The following is an 18229-nucleotide window of genomic DNA, read 5'->3' on the forward strand; positions in this document are numbered from 1 at the left end:
GGTGCCTCACGGCACCACAGCGATTTATCGGGTTCAGCTTGACCGAATAACCGGCCTCATGCAAACTTAGCCTTACCGAACTATTCTTAGCGAAGCATTCCCTAATATCCGAGCCCACGACTGTGTCCTCGGCAGGTGATTTACGCGCTCAGAGAAGATACGAAAGAGCGTCACGTGGAATCGGTAGATCCGTCGCAGATCAGCCCCGCCGGCCGAGCGGCCAGCACAGCCGACGGCTCGGCTTTCCCGCTGACCGCGGCTCAGCGGGGGATCTGGTTCGCCCAGCACCTGATGCCCGACACCCCGATCGTCATCGCCAACTACGCGGAGATCAACGGCCCACTGGACGTCGACCTCCTCGACGACGTGGTGCGCGACAGCATGCACGAGATCGACTGCGGAATGCTTCGATTGATCGAAATCGACGGTACGCCTTTTCAAGTCGTGGACAACACCCTCACCGACAGGTTCGAGAGGATCGACCTGCGCCGCGAGCCCGACCCCGCAGCTGCCGCGCAGGCCTGGATGGTCGCGAACTACTCGGCACCGATCGACCTGTTGCGGGACCGACTCATCAAAGGCGCAGTATTACGACTCGGCGACGAGCACTACTACTGGTACTCCTGCATCCACCACATCGTCATCGACGGCTACGGCGCAATCCTGCTGATCAACCGCGCCAGCGACCTGTACACCGCGGCGCTCGACAACCACGATCCGAATCCGCCGTCGGTGCCGCCGCTGACCGAGCTCAACACGGCCGAGGATGCATACCGCTCGTCTACGCGTTTCGCGAAAGACCGTGCCTACTGGATGGGAAAGGCTGCGGGACTGCCGGACCCGGTGAGCCTGTCACCGACGAGCGCAGCGCCGGACGTATGTCCGCGACGCATCGGCGGCCTGCTCTCGCCGCAGCTCACCGCCGCGCTCGACGTCGCCGCCCAACAGACGAACTCGTTCCAGACCCCGATGCTCATCGCGGCGCTCGCAGCGTACGTGTCGCACGTGACCGGCACCGACGACGTGGTGCTCAGCCTCCCGGTCTCCGGCCGCACCAGCGCGGTACTACGCCGCTCCGGGGGCATGGTCTCCAATGTCGTCCCGATCCGCGTGACGATATCGCCGACGACAACCGTCTCCGAGCTCGTCGGGCAGGTTCAGCTCGAGCTCACCGGTGCCCTTCGCCATCAGCGGTACCGCAGCGAAGATCTACGGCGCGACGTGGGCGGCAGCGAGGATCCTCGCGGCTTCTACGGGCCGGCGATCAACATCATGAACTTCCCCTCCGACGTCAAACTCGGCCCCGTGTCCGGTCGGTTCCAGATCCTGTCGACCGGTCCGGTTCAGGACCTCTCGGTCAATCTGTATCCCAGCGTCGATGGCACCACCCGTATCGATTTCGAAGCAAACCGCCGTTCCTACACCGACGCCGACCTCAGCAACCATCACCGCCGGTTTGTCGCTCTCTTGGGAACCTTCGCAGCAGCGTCATCTGATTCCAGGGTGTTCGATCTCGATGTGCTCACCGCGTCGGAGAGACGCTCGCTCGTACCGGCGCTCGGCGCACCCGCGCTCCCCCCGATCCTGCTGGCAGACATCCTGGCTCGCGGCGTGAGCGCGGGCGGGTCGGCGCTCGCGCTCGGCGATCTCACCATCGACTACGTCGAACTGGACCGATCCACGAACAGGCTCGCCCGGCGGCTCATCGGACTGGGCGCCACTGCCGGGTCCGTGATCGCGTCGGCCTTCCCACGCGGCGTCGACGGTATCGTCGCACTGTGGGCGATCGCGAAGACCGGTGCCACGTATCTCCCCCTTGATCCGCTGCTCCCGGCGGAGCGACTGGAGCACATGATCGCCGACTCGGCGGCGACGATCGGCCTGACGGACGCCACCGCCGTTCTGCCGCAGATGATCCCGTGGTTCGAGATCAACGATGCCGCTTTCAGCGGCGCCGTTGCCGCCGAATCCGATGCGCCCATCACCGACGCCGACCGTGGGCTGCGCCTGCGTCTCGACCACGTCGCGTACATCATCTACACCTCCGGCTCGACCGGTGTGCCCAAGGGCGTTGCCGTTTCACACAGGGGCCTGGCGACCTTCACGGCGGAAGCGCGTCCCGAATTGGCCGTGACCTCGACGTCCCGGGTTCTGCGGGTGAGTTCACCGAGTTTCGACGCATCGATCTTCGAGATGGTCCTGGCCTTCAGCGCGGGGGCGACACTGGTGATCGCGCCGGCAGATGTGGTCGGGGGTGACGAACTGGGCGAGGTGATACGGCGCGGCAACGTCACCCACATCGTCAGCGCGCCTGCCGTTCTGGGCACCCTCGACGCCACCGGACTCGAGTCGCTCGAGGCAATCGTGGTCGGCGGCGATGTGTGCCCACCCGATCTCGTTGCGAGGTTCGGCACCCGGCTGCGGTTCTACAACAGCTACGGTCCGACAGAGGCCACCATCGTCGTCAGCATGTCCGAGGCCCTCGACACCCCTGCCGCGATCACCATCGGCGCGCCCCTGCAAGGGGTCCGGGCACTGGTGCTCGATCGCTGGTTGCGCCCGATGCCCGAAGGCGTCGCCGGTGAGCTCTACCTCGCGGGTCCGGGTTTGGCCCGCGGATACCTCGACCGCCCCGCGTTGACCGCAGGACGGTTCGTCGCCGATCCGATCGGCGGAGGCCAGCGCATGTACCGGACCGGCGACATGGTTCGCTGGACGGCCGACCACCGGCTCGAGTACCTGGGACGTACCGATTCACAGGTGAAGGTCCGCGGCCAACGGGTTGAACTCGGCGAGATCGAGGCACTGCTGAACCGCCGTGCCGACGTGGGCACGGCAGTGGTCGTCGCCCGGAAAGACCGGCGCGACCAGACGATCCTGGTCGCCTACATCTGTGCCGCGCCGGGCGCGGTGGCGCAACCGGCTGTCCTTCGGGCTGCTGCGGCCCAATCGCTTCCCGGCTACATGGTGCCGGCGGTGATCACGGTGCTCGATCAGATGCCGACCACCCGCGCAGGCAAGGTCGACCGGACTGCCCTCCCGGAACCAGAACTGGCATCGGCCCCTTTCCGGCTCCCCGCAACCCCCGCAGAAGTCCGCGTCGCGACGATTTTCGCGGAATTGCTCGACCTCGACCGGGTCGGCGCCGACGACAGCTTCTTCGATCTGGGTGGCGATTCCCTTGCGGCAACCCGGCTCATCTCACGGGTGAACGCAGACCTGCACACCCGCCTCACCGTCCGCGAGATCTTCGACAATCCGACGGTCAGCGGGATCGCCCGGCGCCCGGCGTCATCGGGACCCCCGCGCGCGACTCTGGTTCCCGGTGCGCGTCCCGCCCGGATCCCGCTCTCTCCGGCGCAGACGCGGATGTGGTTCCTCCACCGGTTCGATCCCCTCGGAACCGCCTACCATCTCCCGTTGGTGGTGGGCCTCGACGGAGATCTGGACACCCCGGCGTTGGAAGCGGCCATGCTCGACGTCGCCGGACGGCACGAGTCTCTGCGAACCGTGTTCCCCGAAGACGCTGCAGGTCCCGTACAGCGGGTGCTGCCGATCGAGCAGGCATGCATCGATCTCACCCCGCACCCGCTCACCCCCGCCGCACTGGTGCCGGCAATAGGCGCTTTCGCGGGTGTCCCCTTCGACATCACCCAGGCGATGAGCCTGCGCACCCGGCTGTTCCGACTCGACGCACACAGCCACGTGCTCGTGGTGATCATGCACCACATCGTCGCCGACGGTGGGTCGCTGGCCCCACTTGCCAGCGACATCGCCATCGCCTACGAGGCACGCAAGCGAGGAGCCGCCCCGGGATGGCAACCGCTGCCGGCCCAATACGCGGATTACGCGGTGTGGCAGAACACGTGGCTGGGGGCCCCAGGCGATCCCGACGCAGCCGGAACCAAGCAGATCGACCACTGGAAGCAGGTCTTGCGCGACGCACCTGCGGTCCTGTCACTACCGACCGACCGTCCACGGCCGCCGGTCGTCAGTCACCGCGGCGCCGCAATCGATTTCGCGGTGGATCGGGACCTCGCGAGTCGCCTGCGCGACATCGCCGGGCTGCATGACGCCACCATGTTCATGACTCTGCATGCCGCGTACGCCACCCTGCTGTCACGCCTGTGCAGCACCACCGACATCGTCATCGGGACGCCGATCTCCGGCCGTTCGGACCCGTTGCTCGACGACCTGATCGGTATGTTCGTCAACACCGTGCCGCTCCGGACGATCGTCGATCCCGCGACCAGCTTCAACGATCTCGTCGATCAGGTGCGCGCCACCGACCTCGCCGCCTACGCGAACGCAGACGTACCGTTCGAACGCCTGGTGGACGAGCTCGACGTGCCGCGGACGCAGTCCTTCTCGCCGGTGTTCCAGGTGACCCTCAGCGTGCAGACCAACACGGTGACCACCGGCGACGGGGCGGCCGCGCTTCAACTCCCCGAACTCGCCGTCCGGGCCCTGAACTTCGAACACGGGACCACGCACTTCGATCTGGCACTGAACATCGATGAACAGGTCGACGGCACGCTCCGGTGCGAACTGCGTTATGCCACCGACATCTTCGATGCGGACACCGCGGCGGCGATGGTGTCGCGCTTCCTGATGCTGCTCACCGCCCTCACCGATCGACCGGAGACGCCGGTCGGTGATGTGGCCATCCTCGATTCCGACGAGTACGAGCGCCTGGCCCCCGCCCTCGGCCGCACATCGGTGGCACCCCAGACATTCGGTTCCTTGATCGCAGCAGCAGTCGAGGCGAACCCAGACGGCGTCGCGCTGCAGTGGCAGGGCGTCGGACACACCTACCGAGAGGTCGATGACTGGTCCACCGAGCTCGCGCAGCGACTGATATCGCAGGGCGCCGCGCCGGAATCCCCCGTCGCCATCGCTGTTCGCCGATCGCTGGACTCGGTGCGCGCCACCTGGGCGGTGATCAAGACCGGTGCCGCGTTCCTCCCGGTGGATCCTGCGTATCCGTCAGAGCGAATCGCACACATGCTCAACGACTCCGGTGCTCGCCTCGGACTGACCACTGCGGCGAACCGTGCCCACCTCCCCGACACCGTGCGCTGGATCATCGTCGACGATCTCGTGCCCGCGGACGCGTGTGCAGATGCAGAGGGGGATGCAGACTCCGCCGCCGCCGGCGTCTCCGTCGACATCGATCACGCCGCTTACATGATCTACACCTCCGGATCGACCGGGACCCCGAAAGGGGTTGTGGTGACCCATCGCGGGCTGGCCAACCTCGCGGCGGAACGCCGCCTGAACTACGCGATGCATCCGTCCGCACGATTCCTGCACAACACCTCGCCGAGCTTCGACATGGCCATCGGCGAGCAGATCGCCGCCCTGTCGGCCGCCGCAACGCTGGTCATCTCGCCGCCGGATCTGTCGCCGGAGGAACTGACGCATCTGCTTGCCTCCGAACACATCACGCATGCGTTGATCACACCGACGATGCTCACCGCGCTCGATCCCACCGGGCTCGACGAGCTGATCGTCCTCGGTGTGGGAGGAGAAGCGGTCACCACCGACCTCATCGATCGATGGGCACCCGGGCGGCAGATGCGCAACGGTTACGGTCCCACCGAGACAACCGACATCGCCACCGTGGCCCGCCTCGAGGCCGGGCAACCGGTCACGATCGGCACGGGGGTGCACGGCTTCGAACTACTTGTCCTCGACACCCGGCTGCGGCCTGTCCCGGTCGGTGTCACCGGAGAGCTGTATCTCGCGGGACCGGGACTGGCCCGCGGCTATCACCGCAGACACGCGATGACCGCAGAGCGGTTCGTGGCCAATCCCTTCTCGGTCCCGGGTGCCCGCATGTACCGGACCGGCGACGTCGTCTCCTGGGTCGAGGGTGAACTGCGCTATCACGGTCGCTCCGACAACCAGGTCAAGATCCGCGGCTACCGCATCGAACTCGGCGAGATCGAATCCGCGGCACACCGCCTGCCCGGCGTCCGGCAGGCGGTGGTCCTCAAACGGGTCACCGACCACGGCGACCGTCTGGTGGTCTACCTGGTGCCGCGCCACGACGTCGCAATCGACACCGCCGCGATCCGTACTGCCCTGACCGTTGCGCTACCCGCGCACATGGTGCCCGAGGCGTATGTGGTGGTCGATCGACTTCCGTTGACCGTCAACGGAAAACTCGATCACGATCGCCTTCCGGTGCCCGACTTCACCACCGCGACGACCCCCTACCGGGCTCCCGCTGACGCGGTGCAGACCACCATCGCCGAGCTGATGGCAGAGCTGCTCGGACGAGAACGGATCGGGGTCGACGACTCGTTCTTCTCACTCGGTGGCGACAGCATCGGATCGATTCAACTCGTATCCCGCGCCCGCGCCCGCGGCGTGCACTTCACCCCACGTGATGTCTTCGAACACAAGACCGTCGCCGCGCTGGCCAAGGTCGCCGGCACAGACCCGGCAGACGACGTACGGCTCGCGGAACTCCCTGGCGGTGGCACCGGCTCGCTACCCCTGCTCCCGGTGATGCGGGACATGGTCGAACGCCCCGGAGGGTTCGGGCGCTTCTCCCAGGCTCTGGTGCTCGAGCTCCCGGAGGGCATCGACCGGGCGGGCATCGTGGCGACCCTGTCCGCCGTCATCGATCACCACGACGCCCTGCGGGCCGTCCTCACCGATACCGGACTCGAGATCCGGCCTGCCGCCTCGGTGGCGGTCGATCGTCTCCTGCGACATGTCGAGGTGCCCGCCGGCACAGATCCCAGCGCCGCGACGGAAGCCGAATATCGGCAGGCCCTGGGCCGCTTGGATCCTCGCACCGGCGACATGATGCAGTTCGTCTGGATCGATACCGGCCATTCCGGTCGACTCGTCGTCGCGCTGCACCACCTGATCGTCGACGGCGTCTCCTGGCGAATCCTGGTACCCGACATGATCTCGGCCTGGGCCGCCCTGTCCGCAGGCCTGCCTCCGGTACTCGCACCAGTGGGGACATCGTTGCGCCGATGGTCGCATGCCCTGCTCGAGCATGCGCTCGCGCCGGAAGCGACCGCCGAACTGCCATGGTGGCAGTCGGTGCTCGCAGCACCGGACCATCCGCTGGGGCCACGGCATCTCGACCCTCGGATCGATACCGTCGCAAGCGTCGAGCGGATCACGGTCGAACTCGATCGGGATCTGACCCGGGCCGTGATCGACGAGGTACCGAGAGCCTTCCGCAGCAATGTCGAAGACGTGCTCCTCGCCGCGTTGATGCACGCCCTCTACGTCTGGCGGGCCGAGCACGGCGACAGGCAGGTGTCCGTGCTCGCACAGCTCGAAGGGCACGGCCGTGAAGAGTCCGTGGTACCGGGCGCCGATCTGTCCCGCACCGTCGGCTGGTTCACCAGCGTCTATCCCGTCCGATTCGACCTGAGCGGACTCGAACTGCCTGCGACCCTGGCCGGGCCGACCGCGGTCGCCGTGCTCAAGCGGGTGAAAGAACACCTCCGTGCGGTCCCGCGGCGGGGGATCGGATTCGGGATCTTGCGGCACCTGAACCCGGCGTCGAGTGCTGCCCTCACCACGACCCACCCGCCCGCGATCAGCTTCAACTACCTCGGACGCACCGGGGCACAGGCGGTTCCCGAGGAACTCGCCCAGCTCGGCTGGATGCCCGCGACCGACGGCATCCTCGAACCCGATGCGGACCGGGACATGCCGGCGGCCGCTGCGCTCGACGTCAACGCGATCGTCACGGAGTCGAACGGCTCCGCCGTCCTCTCCGCGGTCTTCGGGTATGCGAGCGGGGTGCTCTCCCACTCGGACGTGAGCGCATTGACCGAGTACTGGACTCGCTCGCTGGAAGTGCTCACCGATGACGTGAGGGCCAACGGCGGACAGCTCACGCCCTCGGATCTCCATCCGTTCCAGGTCGCCCAGGCCGACCTCGACCGCTGGCGGCACCGTTACCCAGACATGTCCGACGTCTGGCCGTTGTCTCCGCTGCAACAGGGTCTTGCCTTCCACGCTCAGTTGGCACCCGTGCGCGATGTCTATGTCTCCCAGACCGTGCTCGACCTCGAAGGTGTGGTCGACGGCGCCCGCCTTCGGTCTGCGGCAGTGGCCCTGGTCGGGCGATACCAGAATCTTCGAACCGCGTTCGTGACCGGCAGCGGCGGCGCGGCAGTGCAGCTCGTGGTCGACCACGTCGAACCCGGCTGGCAACAACTGGACGTGAGCGATCTGGACATCGACGAATCGAGCCGTGCCGTCGGCGGCGTGCGCCGCCGCGAACTCGGCACCCGGTTCCGACTCGAACGGCCGCCCCTGCTGCGGTTCGCATTGATCAAAACCGGGCACGACCACTGGCAGCTCGTGGTGACCCTCCATCACATCAATGTCGATGGCTGGTCCATGCCGCTACTGCTCCGAGACCTGTTGGTGCTGTACGCGACACATGCCGACTCCACCGTTCTCCCACCCGCTCCGTCGTACCGCGATTTCCTCCTCTGGGTACACCGGCAGGACCACGACGCCTCGCGGGCAGCATGGGCCGAGGCGTTTGCCGGGTGTGACCAGCCCACGCTGCTGGTCGAGAACCACACTGCGACCGGCGAGATCAACTCAGTGACCGATGTCGTCGACGAGGCCGCGACCGCTGCGCTGAGTGCGGTGGCAGCCCGGTTCGGCGTCACCCTCAACACCATCGTCCAAATCGCCTGGGCCATCGTCATCGCGCAGCAGGTCGATTCGCAGGATGTCGTCTTCGGCGCCACCGTCTCGGGACGGCCTGCCGATCTGGACGGCGTCGAGTCCATGGTCGGACTGTGTATCAACACCGTTCCGGTCCGGGTCGTGATCGACGCCGACGAACCGATATCCGCTCTGCTGCAACGACAACAGGCCGAGCAGACCCGGCTCCTCGAGCATCACTACCTCGGTTTGGTCGATGTCCAGGCTGCCGCCGGACCCGGTTCCCTCTTCGACACCCTGACCGTCTTCGAGTCATATCCGCTCGACGCAGACGCGATCGCGGCCGCCGGATCGATCGACGGCATGCAGATCACCGGTGTCGACGGCTCCGAGGCCACCCATTATCCGTTGTCTCTGACCGCTGATCCCGGAACGGAGCTGGCGCTGCGCCTGACCTTTCACGAGAACGCGTTCACGCGTGGAGCCGTCGAGGCACTGTCCGGGAGACTGCGGCGAGTCCTGCGGGCTGTCGCCGAGGAACCGGATTCACCAACCGGACAGCTGCACTTGTTGTCCGACGCCGAACGTGCCGAACTCGTCCCGATGCGGGGTCCGGCAGCAGTCCCCCAGGCCACCCTGGCCCAGCTCATCGCATCAGCCGTGGACGCCAATCCAGCAGGGATCGCGGTCCTCTGGCGGAACCGCGGGTACAGCTATCGCGACGTCGATGAGTGGACCGATGTTCTCGCCCGTCTACTCGCCGACCGCGGGGCCCGCCCCGAGACCTTCGTCGCCGTCGCCGTGCCCCGGTCGCTGGATTCGGTCCGCGCGGTGTGGGCGGTCGCGAAGACCGGTGCAGCGTTTGTCCCCATCGATCCGCACTATCCTGCTGATCGCATCGCGCACATGCTCTCCGACTGTGGAGCGGCCCTGGGCATCACCACTCGCGACCAACGGCCCGGCTTGCCGGACTCGGTGACGTGGGTTGTCCTCGAAAACCTTCCGCAGGAGCTGTTCACCGATCCCGCGCAGCCTCCGCAGCACCACCCGTCGGAACCGCGGCACCCCGCCTACATGATCTACACGTCCGGCTCCACCGGTACGCCGAAGGGCGTCGTCGTCACGCACCAGGGGTTGGCCAACCTCGCCGCAGAGCGACTCCTGCGGTACCACATGACCAGCACGTCACGCTTCTTGCACAACACGTCACCGAGCTTCGACATGGCTGTGGGAGAACAGATCTCCGCCCTGTCGGCTGCGGCGACCCTGGTCATCTCCCCGCCCGACCTCACGCCCGCCGAACTCTCCGATCTCATCGGCGGACACGGGGTCACCCACGCGCTGATCACGCCGACCATGCTCGGCATGCTCGATCCGGTCGACCTGCCCGGCTTGCTGGTCCTGGGCGTGGGCGGCGAATCGGTCTCCGCCGAACTGGTCGATCGTTGGGCCCCGGGACGGCAGATGCGCAACGGCTACGGCCCCACCGAGGCGACCGACATCGCCACGGTCTCCGAGCTGCACGCCGGGCGCCCGGTGGCCATCGGACGACCGGTCCACGGATTCGAACTGCTGGTTCTCGACTCACGCCTTCGCCCGGTGCCCGCCGGTGTGACCGGCGAGCTGTACCTGGCGGGCCCGGCGCTCGCTCGCGGCTACCACGGCAGACCGGCGCTCACCGCAGATCGATTCACCGCCAATCCCTTTGGCGACGGCGGAGACCGGATGTACCGAACCGGCGACCTCGTCACGACGATGCCCTCCGGCGAACTGCGCTACCACGGCCGATCCGACAACCAGGTCAAGATCCGCGGGCACCGGATCGAACTGGGTGAGATCGACGCAGTTCTCACGCGACACCCCCACGTCGATCGCTCCGTGACGATCGCCCGACCCGGACCGGGCGGACAGGTGGTACTCGTCTCCTATGTCGTCGCGCCGGCGCACGACGGGTCACGGACCGATGAGATCTCGGACTTCGCGGCCGAGTTCCTGCCACGGCACATGCTGCCCGGCGTCATCATGGCAACCGACTCCATTCCGTTCACCCCGACCGGAAAGCTCGACGAGAGGGCGCTCCCGCAGCCCGATTTCGAGTCCGGGGTACCGCATCGCGCACCCGCCACCGCCACGGAGGTCGTTGTGGCAGCCGCGTTCGCCGACTCACTGGGAATCCCGGCCGTCAGCGTTCACGACGACTTCTTCTCCATCGGCGGCAACTCGCTCACGGCGATCGGGGTGCTCGGACAGATCCGCGACCAGCTGCAGCGCCCGATTCCCCTGCAGTGGTTCCTCGCCGACCCGACGGTGCTCGCGCTGGCCCGACGCATCGACACCTTCGACCCGATGGCTGCCGATGCTGCGCTCGACGTGGTACTCCCGATCCGCGAGACCGGCACAGCGACACCGCTGTTCTGCATCCACCCGATTCTCGGCCTGTCGTGGAGCTACGCCGGTCTCGCCCGCCACCTCGACGACAACCGACCGGTCTACGGTCTCCAGGTGCCCGGGTTGCACTCCGAAGAACCTCTCGCCGACTCGATCGATGCGATCGCTGCGCGCTACCTTCGTGAGGTCCGGCGGATTGCCCCCGACGGGCCGTACCACCTCCTCGGCTGGTCGCTGGGCGGCGTGATCGCGCACGCCATGGCAGCGCAACTCGCGCAAGCGGGTGCCGAGGTGGGATCGCTGATCATCCTCGACAGCAGCGCAATTCCCGTTGTCTCCACCGATGACACCGGTCTGCGCGCCGCGGACGTCCTCGGGGCTCTGGGTCTCGACGATGTCGGCTCAGACCACCTCAGTCACCTGACCACGGAGTCCGTCGCCGATGTCCTCGCCGAGATCGAGGACATGCCGCCCGGCCTGCGCCAACCCCAGGTACAACGCCTGATCGCGGCCGCCGAGCACCATGCAGCGTTGCTCCACAAGCATGTTCCGGGAAAGTTCGACGGAGACCTGCTGTTCTTCTCGGCAGACGCGGATGATCCCGGCTCGACGGCAGCGTTCGACTCCTGGGCTCCCCATGTGACAGGCCTTGCCCAGATACATCCGCTACCGGTCACCCATTGGCAGATGTGCAGCCCTGCGGCGCTGCGTACGGCCGGACCGATCATCGCGGGGCATCTCGAACGCGGCCCCCGCTCGGCCCAGGTCGTCGAGGCCGGCGGATGACACCACGAGACACGACCACCGGCTGGTCGATCATCCGGCAGAGCCTGCTCGACCGGCGTGGACCACTCACCGCCGGTTCGGTACTGCTGTGTCTGCATCAGATGTGCGAGGTCGCGGTTCCCATCCTGATCGGCGTCATCGTCGATCAGGCCGTCGACGGCGGCGACCTCGGAGCCCTGGCCTTGTGGATCGGTGTGCTCGCCGGTGTCTTCGTGGCACTGACGACCTGCTATCGGCTCGGTGCCCGCCTCGGAATGAACGCAGCACTGCGTCAGGCTCATCGACTGCGCATGGACGCGGTACGCCGGATACTCGGCCCCCGGCGGTTGCGGACCGACCTTCGCAGCGGCGAACTGCTGGCCGTGACCGGAACCGACGCCGATGAGACCGCCGCGCTGTTGCGTTATCTGCCACAGGCCCTGGGCGCCCTGGCCGCTCTCGCCGTCTGCGCGGTGGCCCTGCTGATCATCGACGTGCCACTGGGTCTCACGGTGCTGTTCGGGGTGCCGCTGGTGCTCGGTCTTCTGCAGCTGAGCGCTCCCCTGCTGACCCGGCAGACCCTGGACCAGCAGACGCGCATCGCCAGAGCGACCGGCGCTGCAACAGATTTGATCGCCGGACTGCGGCCACTTCGCGGTATCGGTGCCGAAGACGCGGCAGCGCAGCGGTACTCCGCCGCGAGCCGGCACGCATTGACGGCCATGCGCCGCACGTCCGCCGGGCAGGGCGCGTTCATGGGCGCTGCGATCGGGGTCAGTGCGATCCTGGCGGTGGCGGTCGCGACCGGAGCCGGGTGGTTCGCGCTCGAGGGCCGCATCAGCATCGGTGAGCTGATCACCGTGTTGGGGTTGGCCCAGTTCTTCCTGGAACCGCTCGCCATGCTCTCCCTCTTACCGGGCAAGGCCGCAACCGCGAGGGCCTCGGCGCAGCGTCTTGCCCTGATCACCGACGCCGAGTTCGCCAAACCTGCCGGGGTCTCACGGCTCGGACCAGGTCCGCACGGCGTGGAATTCCGGAATGTCGAGTACGCATCGCTGCACGGACTCAGCATGATCGCCAAACCCGGTGACTGCCTTGGGGTGGTGGTGACAGACCAAATCGACGGCACGAGCATCATCGACCTGCTCGCCGGAAGCGCCACGCCGCACCGCGGCGACGTGTGGGTCTCTGACATCCCGGCGGCCGCGGCCGATCTGACCGAGCTTCCCCGCGCACTGCTGGTGCAGCCACACCTGACGGACCTGTTCAGCGGTTCCCTGCTGCACAACGTCACCACGGGCGCGCCTGCCGCGGCGGCGTCGGACGCCGCTGCCGCACTCAGGGCCGTTGCGGCAGCCGACCTCATCGACTCCCACCCGGAGGGGATCGACCGGATGATCTCCGACCGCGGGCAGTCCTTGTCCGGTGGTCAACGCCAACGGGTGGCACTGGCCCGTGCGCTGGCCTCCGACAGTTCGGTTCTCGTGCTGCATGATCCGACGACCTCCATCGACTCCGTCACCGAACGGACCGTGGCCGCCGAACTCTATCGACGACGTCACGAGGGCCGAAGCGACCACACCACGATCGTCATCACGAGCAGTCCCGCGCTACTGGCGTCAGCAGATCGCGTGATCTTCGTCGACGGTGGCAGGGTGCGCGGCGAAGGTACCCATGCCGAGCTCGCCTCGGCCGACCTGCGCTACCGCGAGGCGGTGCTCCGTTGACCCTCGCACATGACCCGACCAGGCACACGGCACTTCCGGTCGCAACGGGTGCCGCGACTCGTCGCCGGCTCACCGTCGCACTGGCGCAACGCAGACCCGCTCTCGTCCGAATTGCCCTGGCCTCCTTGCTCGCCGGGATCGCTGCGGTCGCGCCGGCCCTCGTACTCGGGATCCTGGTCGACGAGGTGGCAGACGAGGGCCGGCTCTCGGTCCTGCTTCCGATCGCCGCGATCGCTGCCACCGCCGCCCTGGTGGGCGGACTGGCCACCGGGTTCTCGATGTACGTCATCGCGGCACTCGGGTCCGACCTGTTGGCGGACCTGCGGGAGTCGGTCATCCGGACCGCCTTACGGCTGCCCGCGGAGACCATGGAGGACGCCGGCCGGGGCGACCTGCTGTCCCGGGTCAGCAATGATGTTGCCGCGGTGAGCAAAGCGGTCTCGACCGTTCTGCCGACGGTCGTGGTCTCCGCGGTGCTCGCTGCCGTCAGCATCATCACCATGGCCGGTCTGGACTGGCGGCTCGGTCTCGCAGGGGCCATCGCGATCCCCCTGTACGGCCTCGCGCTGCACTGGTACCTGCCACGTTCGACACCCCGCTACAGAGCCGAACGACGAGCGGTCGCCGAACGATCCCAGGTACTCGTCGAGAGGATCGTCGGTGCACGTACCGTGCACGCCTACGGAATCGAAGAACGGGAGATCGCCCGGGTCGAAGCCGCGTCGGCAGCCGCACGCGACATCTCCATCTCGGCCTTCACCCTGTTCACTCGATTGGTGGGGCGGGTCAATCGGGCGGAGTTCATCGGTCTCGCAGCAATTCTGGTGGTCGGTTTCATCCTCGTCGAGGACGGTGCTGTGACCGTGGGTGCGACCACCGCCGCAGCGCTGCTCTTCCACCGCCTGTTCAACCCGATAGGGATGATCCTCTACAGCTTTGCCGATCTCCAGTTGGCCGCGGCCGGCCTGACCAGACTCGTCGGCGTGGCCGACGCCGACACCACGAATGAGACCGATTACGCGTCGGCTCCCGCCGTGCCCGCCGACAGTGCGCTCGAGTTGCGCGATGTGCACTTCGGTTACGACGCGGGACATCCGGTGCTGCGTGGTGTCAGCCTGCGGATCGAACCGGGGACCTCGGTGGCACTCGTCGGGCCGAGCGGCGCAGGCAAGTCCACGCTCGCGGCCATCGCGGCCGGCACCTATCCCCCGACCTCGGGCTCCGCGACGATCGGCGGAGTCGACCTTCACGCCCTGCCCTATCGCACCGTGCGCCAACACGTCGTGGTGCTCAGCCAAGACGTGCATGTGTTCGCCGGCACGATCACCGAGGACTTGCAGTTGGCGAAACCGGCGGCCGGCGCCGACGACATCCGGGCGGCCCTCGCCGGCGTCGGCGCGCTCGAGTGGGCCCGAGATCTCCCGCACGGACTCGACACCATCGTCGGTGAGGGTGGCCACCAACTCACCGACGCCCAGGCACAACAACTCGCGCTCGCCCGACTCGTGTTGATCGACCCACCTGTTGCGGTGCTGGACGAGGCCACCGCGGAGGCGGGGAGTCTGGGAGCCCGCGATCTTGATCGTTCGGCCATCGCCGCCACCGCGGGACGCACGACGCTGATCGTCGCCCACCGACTGAGCCAGGCGGTCACCTGCGACCGCGTGGTCGTCATGGACCGAGGAGTACTGGTCCAGCAGGGAACACCATCGGAACTACTCGCCACGCCGGGCCCCTTCGCCCAGTTGTGGACCGCTTGGAACATCCAAGGACAAGGAAAGGATGCGGATGATGAATGACCACAACACGGAGGTCGTCGACATCCTCGGCGTCGGGTTCGGCCCGTCGAATCTTGCCCTCGCGATAGCGCTGGAAGAGCTCAACGCCGAATTGCCGCCGGAGCAACAACTCACGTCGCGATTCGTCGAGACCAAAGAGCAGTTCGGTTGGCATCCGGGGATGCTGCTCCCTCGCACCACCATGCAGGTGTCGTTTCTCAAAGACCTCGCGACCCAACGCAATGTACGCAGCCGCTACACGTTCCTGAACTATCTGTCCGAGGTGAACCGGCTCACGGAATTCGTCAACTTCCAGACGTTCTTCCCGACGCGCCATGAGTTCCACGACTACCTCGAGTGGGCGGCCCGTGGCGTGAATGCCGCTGTCTCGTACGGCAGTCGGGTGGTCTCGATCGACAGCATGGGCGACACCTTTGCGGTCACAGTGGAGGGACGACATGCGGGTGTGGTGCACGCCCGCAACATCGTGGTCGCTGCAGGGCTGGCGGCGAAGATGCCGCACGGCGTGGCGGCATCGAAACGGGTCTTCCACAATCACCAACTGCTGTCACATCTGGCTGAGCTGCCAGACCCGACTCCGAAGAGTTTTCTCGTGATCGGCGCCGGTCAGAGCGCCGCCGAGGTCGTGGAGCACCTGCACACCCACCATCAGGACTCACAGATCCACGCGGTCTTCGCCAAGTACGGATACAGTCCGGCCGACGACAGCCCCTACGCCAACCGAATTTTCGATCCCGGAGCCGTCGATGACTTCCATTCGGCCACACCGGAATTTCGGCAACAGCTCATGAGGTACCACCGGGGTACCAATTACTCGGCGGTCGACCTTCCGCTCATCGAGGAGCTGTACGCGCGCGAGTACGACGAACGGGTCCGCGGGCAGCGCCGTCTGTTCGTGCACGGCGCGTCGCAGGTCGTCGCAGTCGTCGAGAGCGTGGACGAGGTGATTGTGACCGTGCGCCACGAACCGTCCGGCCTGACCGAGGACATCGCCTGCGATGCCGTGGTGTGCGCGACCGGCTTCAACCCGATGAACCTGCGCGTCATACTCGGTGACCTCACCGACAGCATTGCGTTCGACGCCCAGGGCGCCCAGGTCGCCCGCGACTACCGACTGGTCGCGAAGACGCCGCTGCCCGGCGGCGTGTTCCTGCAGGGAGGAACCGAACACACGCACGGAATTTCCTCATCGCTGCTGTCCAACAGCGCTGTTCGGGCGGGTGAGATCGCGAAGTCGATCGCCCGCGATCGTTGGGATGTGCGCGCCCGTGCGTCGACGACTCCGCGAGCGGCGGTCTGACAGCACTGAACAGCAACGTCACACTTCGGCCGGCTCTGTGTGCCGAATGAGTTCGCCGATCACCACGGGCCACACCGGCCGCGGTGGTAGTTCGTGCCCGACCCCTTCCAGCGCAACGAATCTCGCGCCGGGTATCGCTCTGGCCAGCGCCCTGCCGTGTTCGAGGGGGAACAGCGGATCGGCGGTGCCATGCATGACCAACGTCGGGGCCGTGATCGCCGACATCTGCAGATCGGCCGGAGCCTGGTGATCCGGAAGCACTGAATGGTTCTTGACACTGGACTCGATGTCCCTGGTACGCAGCACGATCCTGTGCACGAGTGCGCGCACGGCAGCGTCGTCGACAGGAAGCGTCCCGGCGTATGCACGGAGATCTGCCACCAGGTAGTTGGTCACCGCGTCCGCATCCCGCCAGTCCGGCTCCGCCGGTGGATTCGACAAGTGCCTGATGAGGGCGGCGCTCGGTGGGGGTAGTTCGTCGTCGACCGGACGGATTGCAGTGGTCGAGAACAAGGTCAGCGACCTGACCCGGGCGGGTTGGGTCGATGCCACGAGCTGCGCAAGGCCGCCGCCCATCGACATACCCACCAGATGCCCCTCTGCAACGCCGAGGACATCGAGCAAGCCGATGACGTCGTCGACCAGGTCGCGGGACGTATAGGTCGGCGCGCCAGGCGGGTAGGCGACAGACCGGCCGGTGTCGCGAAGGTCATACCGGATGACCCGGCGTCCGGCTGCCGCCAGTTCGCCGCAGAACTCGACGTCCCAGTAGTCCATGGAGCATCCGGCTCCGCCGATGAGCAGCAGCGCCGGGTCTCCGCGATCGCCGAAGGACTCTGCACACAGATCAAAACCGCTGACCGACAGCATCTTCTCGTTACCCATGTCTCACACACCTTCGGCCACTGCGTGGCGCGACAACATCGATGTCGCCGCGACGCGGGGAGGTCTCAGCTCAGCCGGCCAACCTGCCCGCGATACCGACAACTCGCGTGGCCAGGTGCTCCAGTGCAGCGATGGTGCTGTCTTCCAGCGGGTTCTTGTTCTCTGCGCCCGAGACGTGGCCGACTCCGTAGGGGTTGCCATCGACGAACTTCAGGCCGTCGGTGTAACCGGGCGCCACGATGATTCCACCCCAGTGCATCAGCGAGGTGTAGAGATTGACCAATGTCGTCTCCTGGCCACCATGAGCAGTATTGCTGGAGGTGAATGCCGCGTAGACCTTGTCGGCCAATTTGCCCTGCGCCCACAGCCCACCGAGCGAATCGATGAAGGTCTGGAACTGCGCTGTGGTCGCGGCGAACCTGGTCGGTGATCCGAAGATGACCGCATCAGCCCAGACGATGTCATCGCCGGTGGCGGCGGGCAGATCTTTGGTGGCCTCGTAGTTGGCAGTCCAAGCAGGATTCTCGGCGAATTGCTCGGGCGAACGGGTCTCTGCGATGTGTCGCACCCTCACCTCGGCGCCGGCCGCCTCACCGGCTTTCGCGACCTTCTCCGCCATGGCGGTGCCGTGTCCGGTGGCCGAGTAGTAGATGACTGCCAACTTGGTCATACGCGACATCCTCCTGGTCTTGGGGGCCTGG

At 66.8% G+C, this 18229-nt stretch carries 6 protein-coding genes; 4 read left to right on the forward strand and 2 right to left on the reverse strand.

Annotated features, from left to right (window positions below):
* Window positions 1-174 precede the first annotated feature (174 nt).
* The 4 genes from BH683_RS28045 to BH683_RS28060 are packed head-to-tail and all read left to right on the forward strand — an operon-like array spanning window position 175 to window position 16643.
* Window positions 175-11838: a non-ribosomal peptide synthetase gene (locus BH683_RS28045; RefSeq protein ID WP_143696150.1), complete on the forward strand. Its 11664-nt coding sequence runs from the start codon at window positions 175-177 to the stop codon at window positions 11836-11838.
* The gene (locus BH683_RS28050; protein WP_084839549.1) at window positions 11835-13544 is read left to right on the forward strand and encodes an ABC transporter ATP-binding protein; all 1710 of its coding nucleotides are present in this window, start codon (window positions 11835-11837) and stop codon (window positions 13542-13544) included. Before BH683_RS28045 ends, BH683_RS28050 begins: the two co-directional genes overlap by 4 nt.
* A complete protein-coding gene (locus BH683_RS28055) occupies window positions 13541-15343 on the forward strand; it encodes an ABC transporter ATP-binding protein (RefSeq protein ID WP_084839550.1) in 1803 nt (600 codons plus the stop codon). Before BH683_RS28050 ends, BH683_RS28055 begins: the two co-directional genes overlap by 4 nt.
* Window positions 15336-16643, forward strand: coding sequence for a SidA/IucD/PvdA family monooxygenase (locus BH683_RS28060; RefSeq protein WP_246833640.1), 1308 nt, complete (start codon window positions 15336-15338; stop codon window positions 16641-16643). The genes BH683_RS28055 and BH683_RS28060 overlap by 8 nt, the downstream gene beginning before the upstream one ends.
* Window positions 16644-16661: 18 nt before the next feature.
* Here the strand turns inward: BH683_RS28060 and BH683_RS28065 are convergent, their stop codons facing one another.
* On the reverse strand, window positions 16662-17528 hold the full coding sequence (locus BH683_RS28065) for an alpha/beta fold hydrolase (protein WP_084839552.1): 867 nt from the start codon (window positions 17526-17528) through the stop codon (window positions 16662-16664).
* Between the two features lie 70 nt (window positions 17529-17598).
* Complete coding sequence (wrbA, locus tag BH683_RS28070) at window positions 17599-18198, reverse strand: NAD(P)H:quinone oxidoreductase (protein WP_084839553.1); 600 nt, start codon at window positions 18196-18198, stop codon at window positions 17599-17601.
* Window positions 18199-18229: the final 31 nt, after the last annotated feature.

Origin of the sequence: Williamsia sp. 1138 (assembly GCF_002095435.2) — a bacterium.
GTDB lineage: Bacteria > Actinomycetota > Actinomycetes > Mycobacteriales > Mycobacteriaceae > Williamsia.

What these genes read in the sequence shown, in the direction of transcription:
- BH683_RS28065 (WP_084839552.1), bottom strand. Translation starts at nt 17,528, where the DNA reads ATGGGTAACGAGAAGATGCTGTCGGTCAGCGGTTTTGATCTGTGTGCA.
- wrbA (WP_084839553.1), bottom strand. Translation starts at nt 18,198, where the DNA reads ATGACCAAGTTGGCAGTCATCTACTACTCGGCCACCGGACACGGCACC.
- BH683_RS28060 (WP_246833640.1), top strand. Translation starts at nt 15,336, where the DNA reads ATGAATGACCACAACACGGAGGTCGTCGACATCCTCGGCGTCGGGTTC.
- BH683_RS28050 (WP_084839549.1), top strand. Translation starts at nt 11,835, where the DNA reads ATGACACCACGAGACACGACCACCGGCTGGTCGATCATCCGGCAGAGC.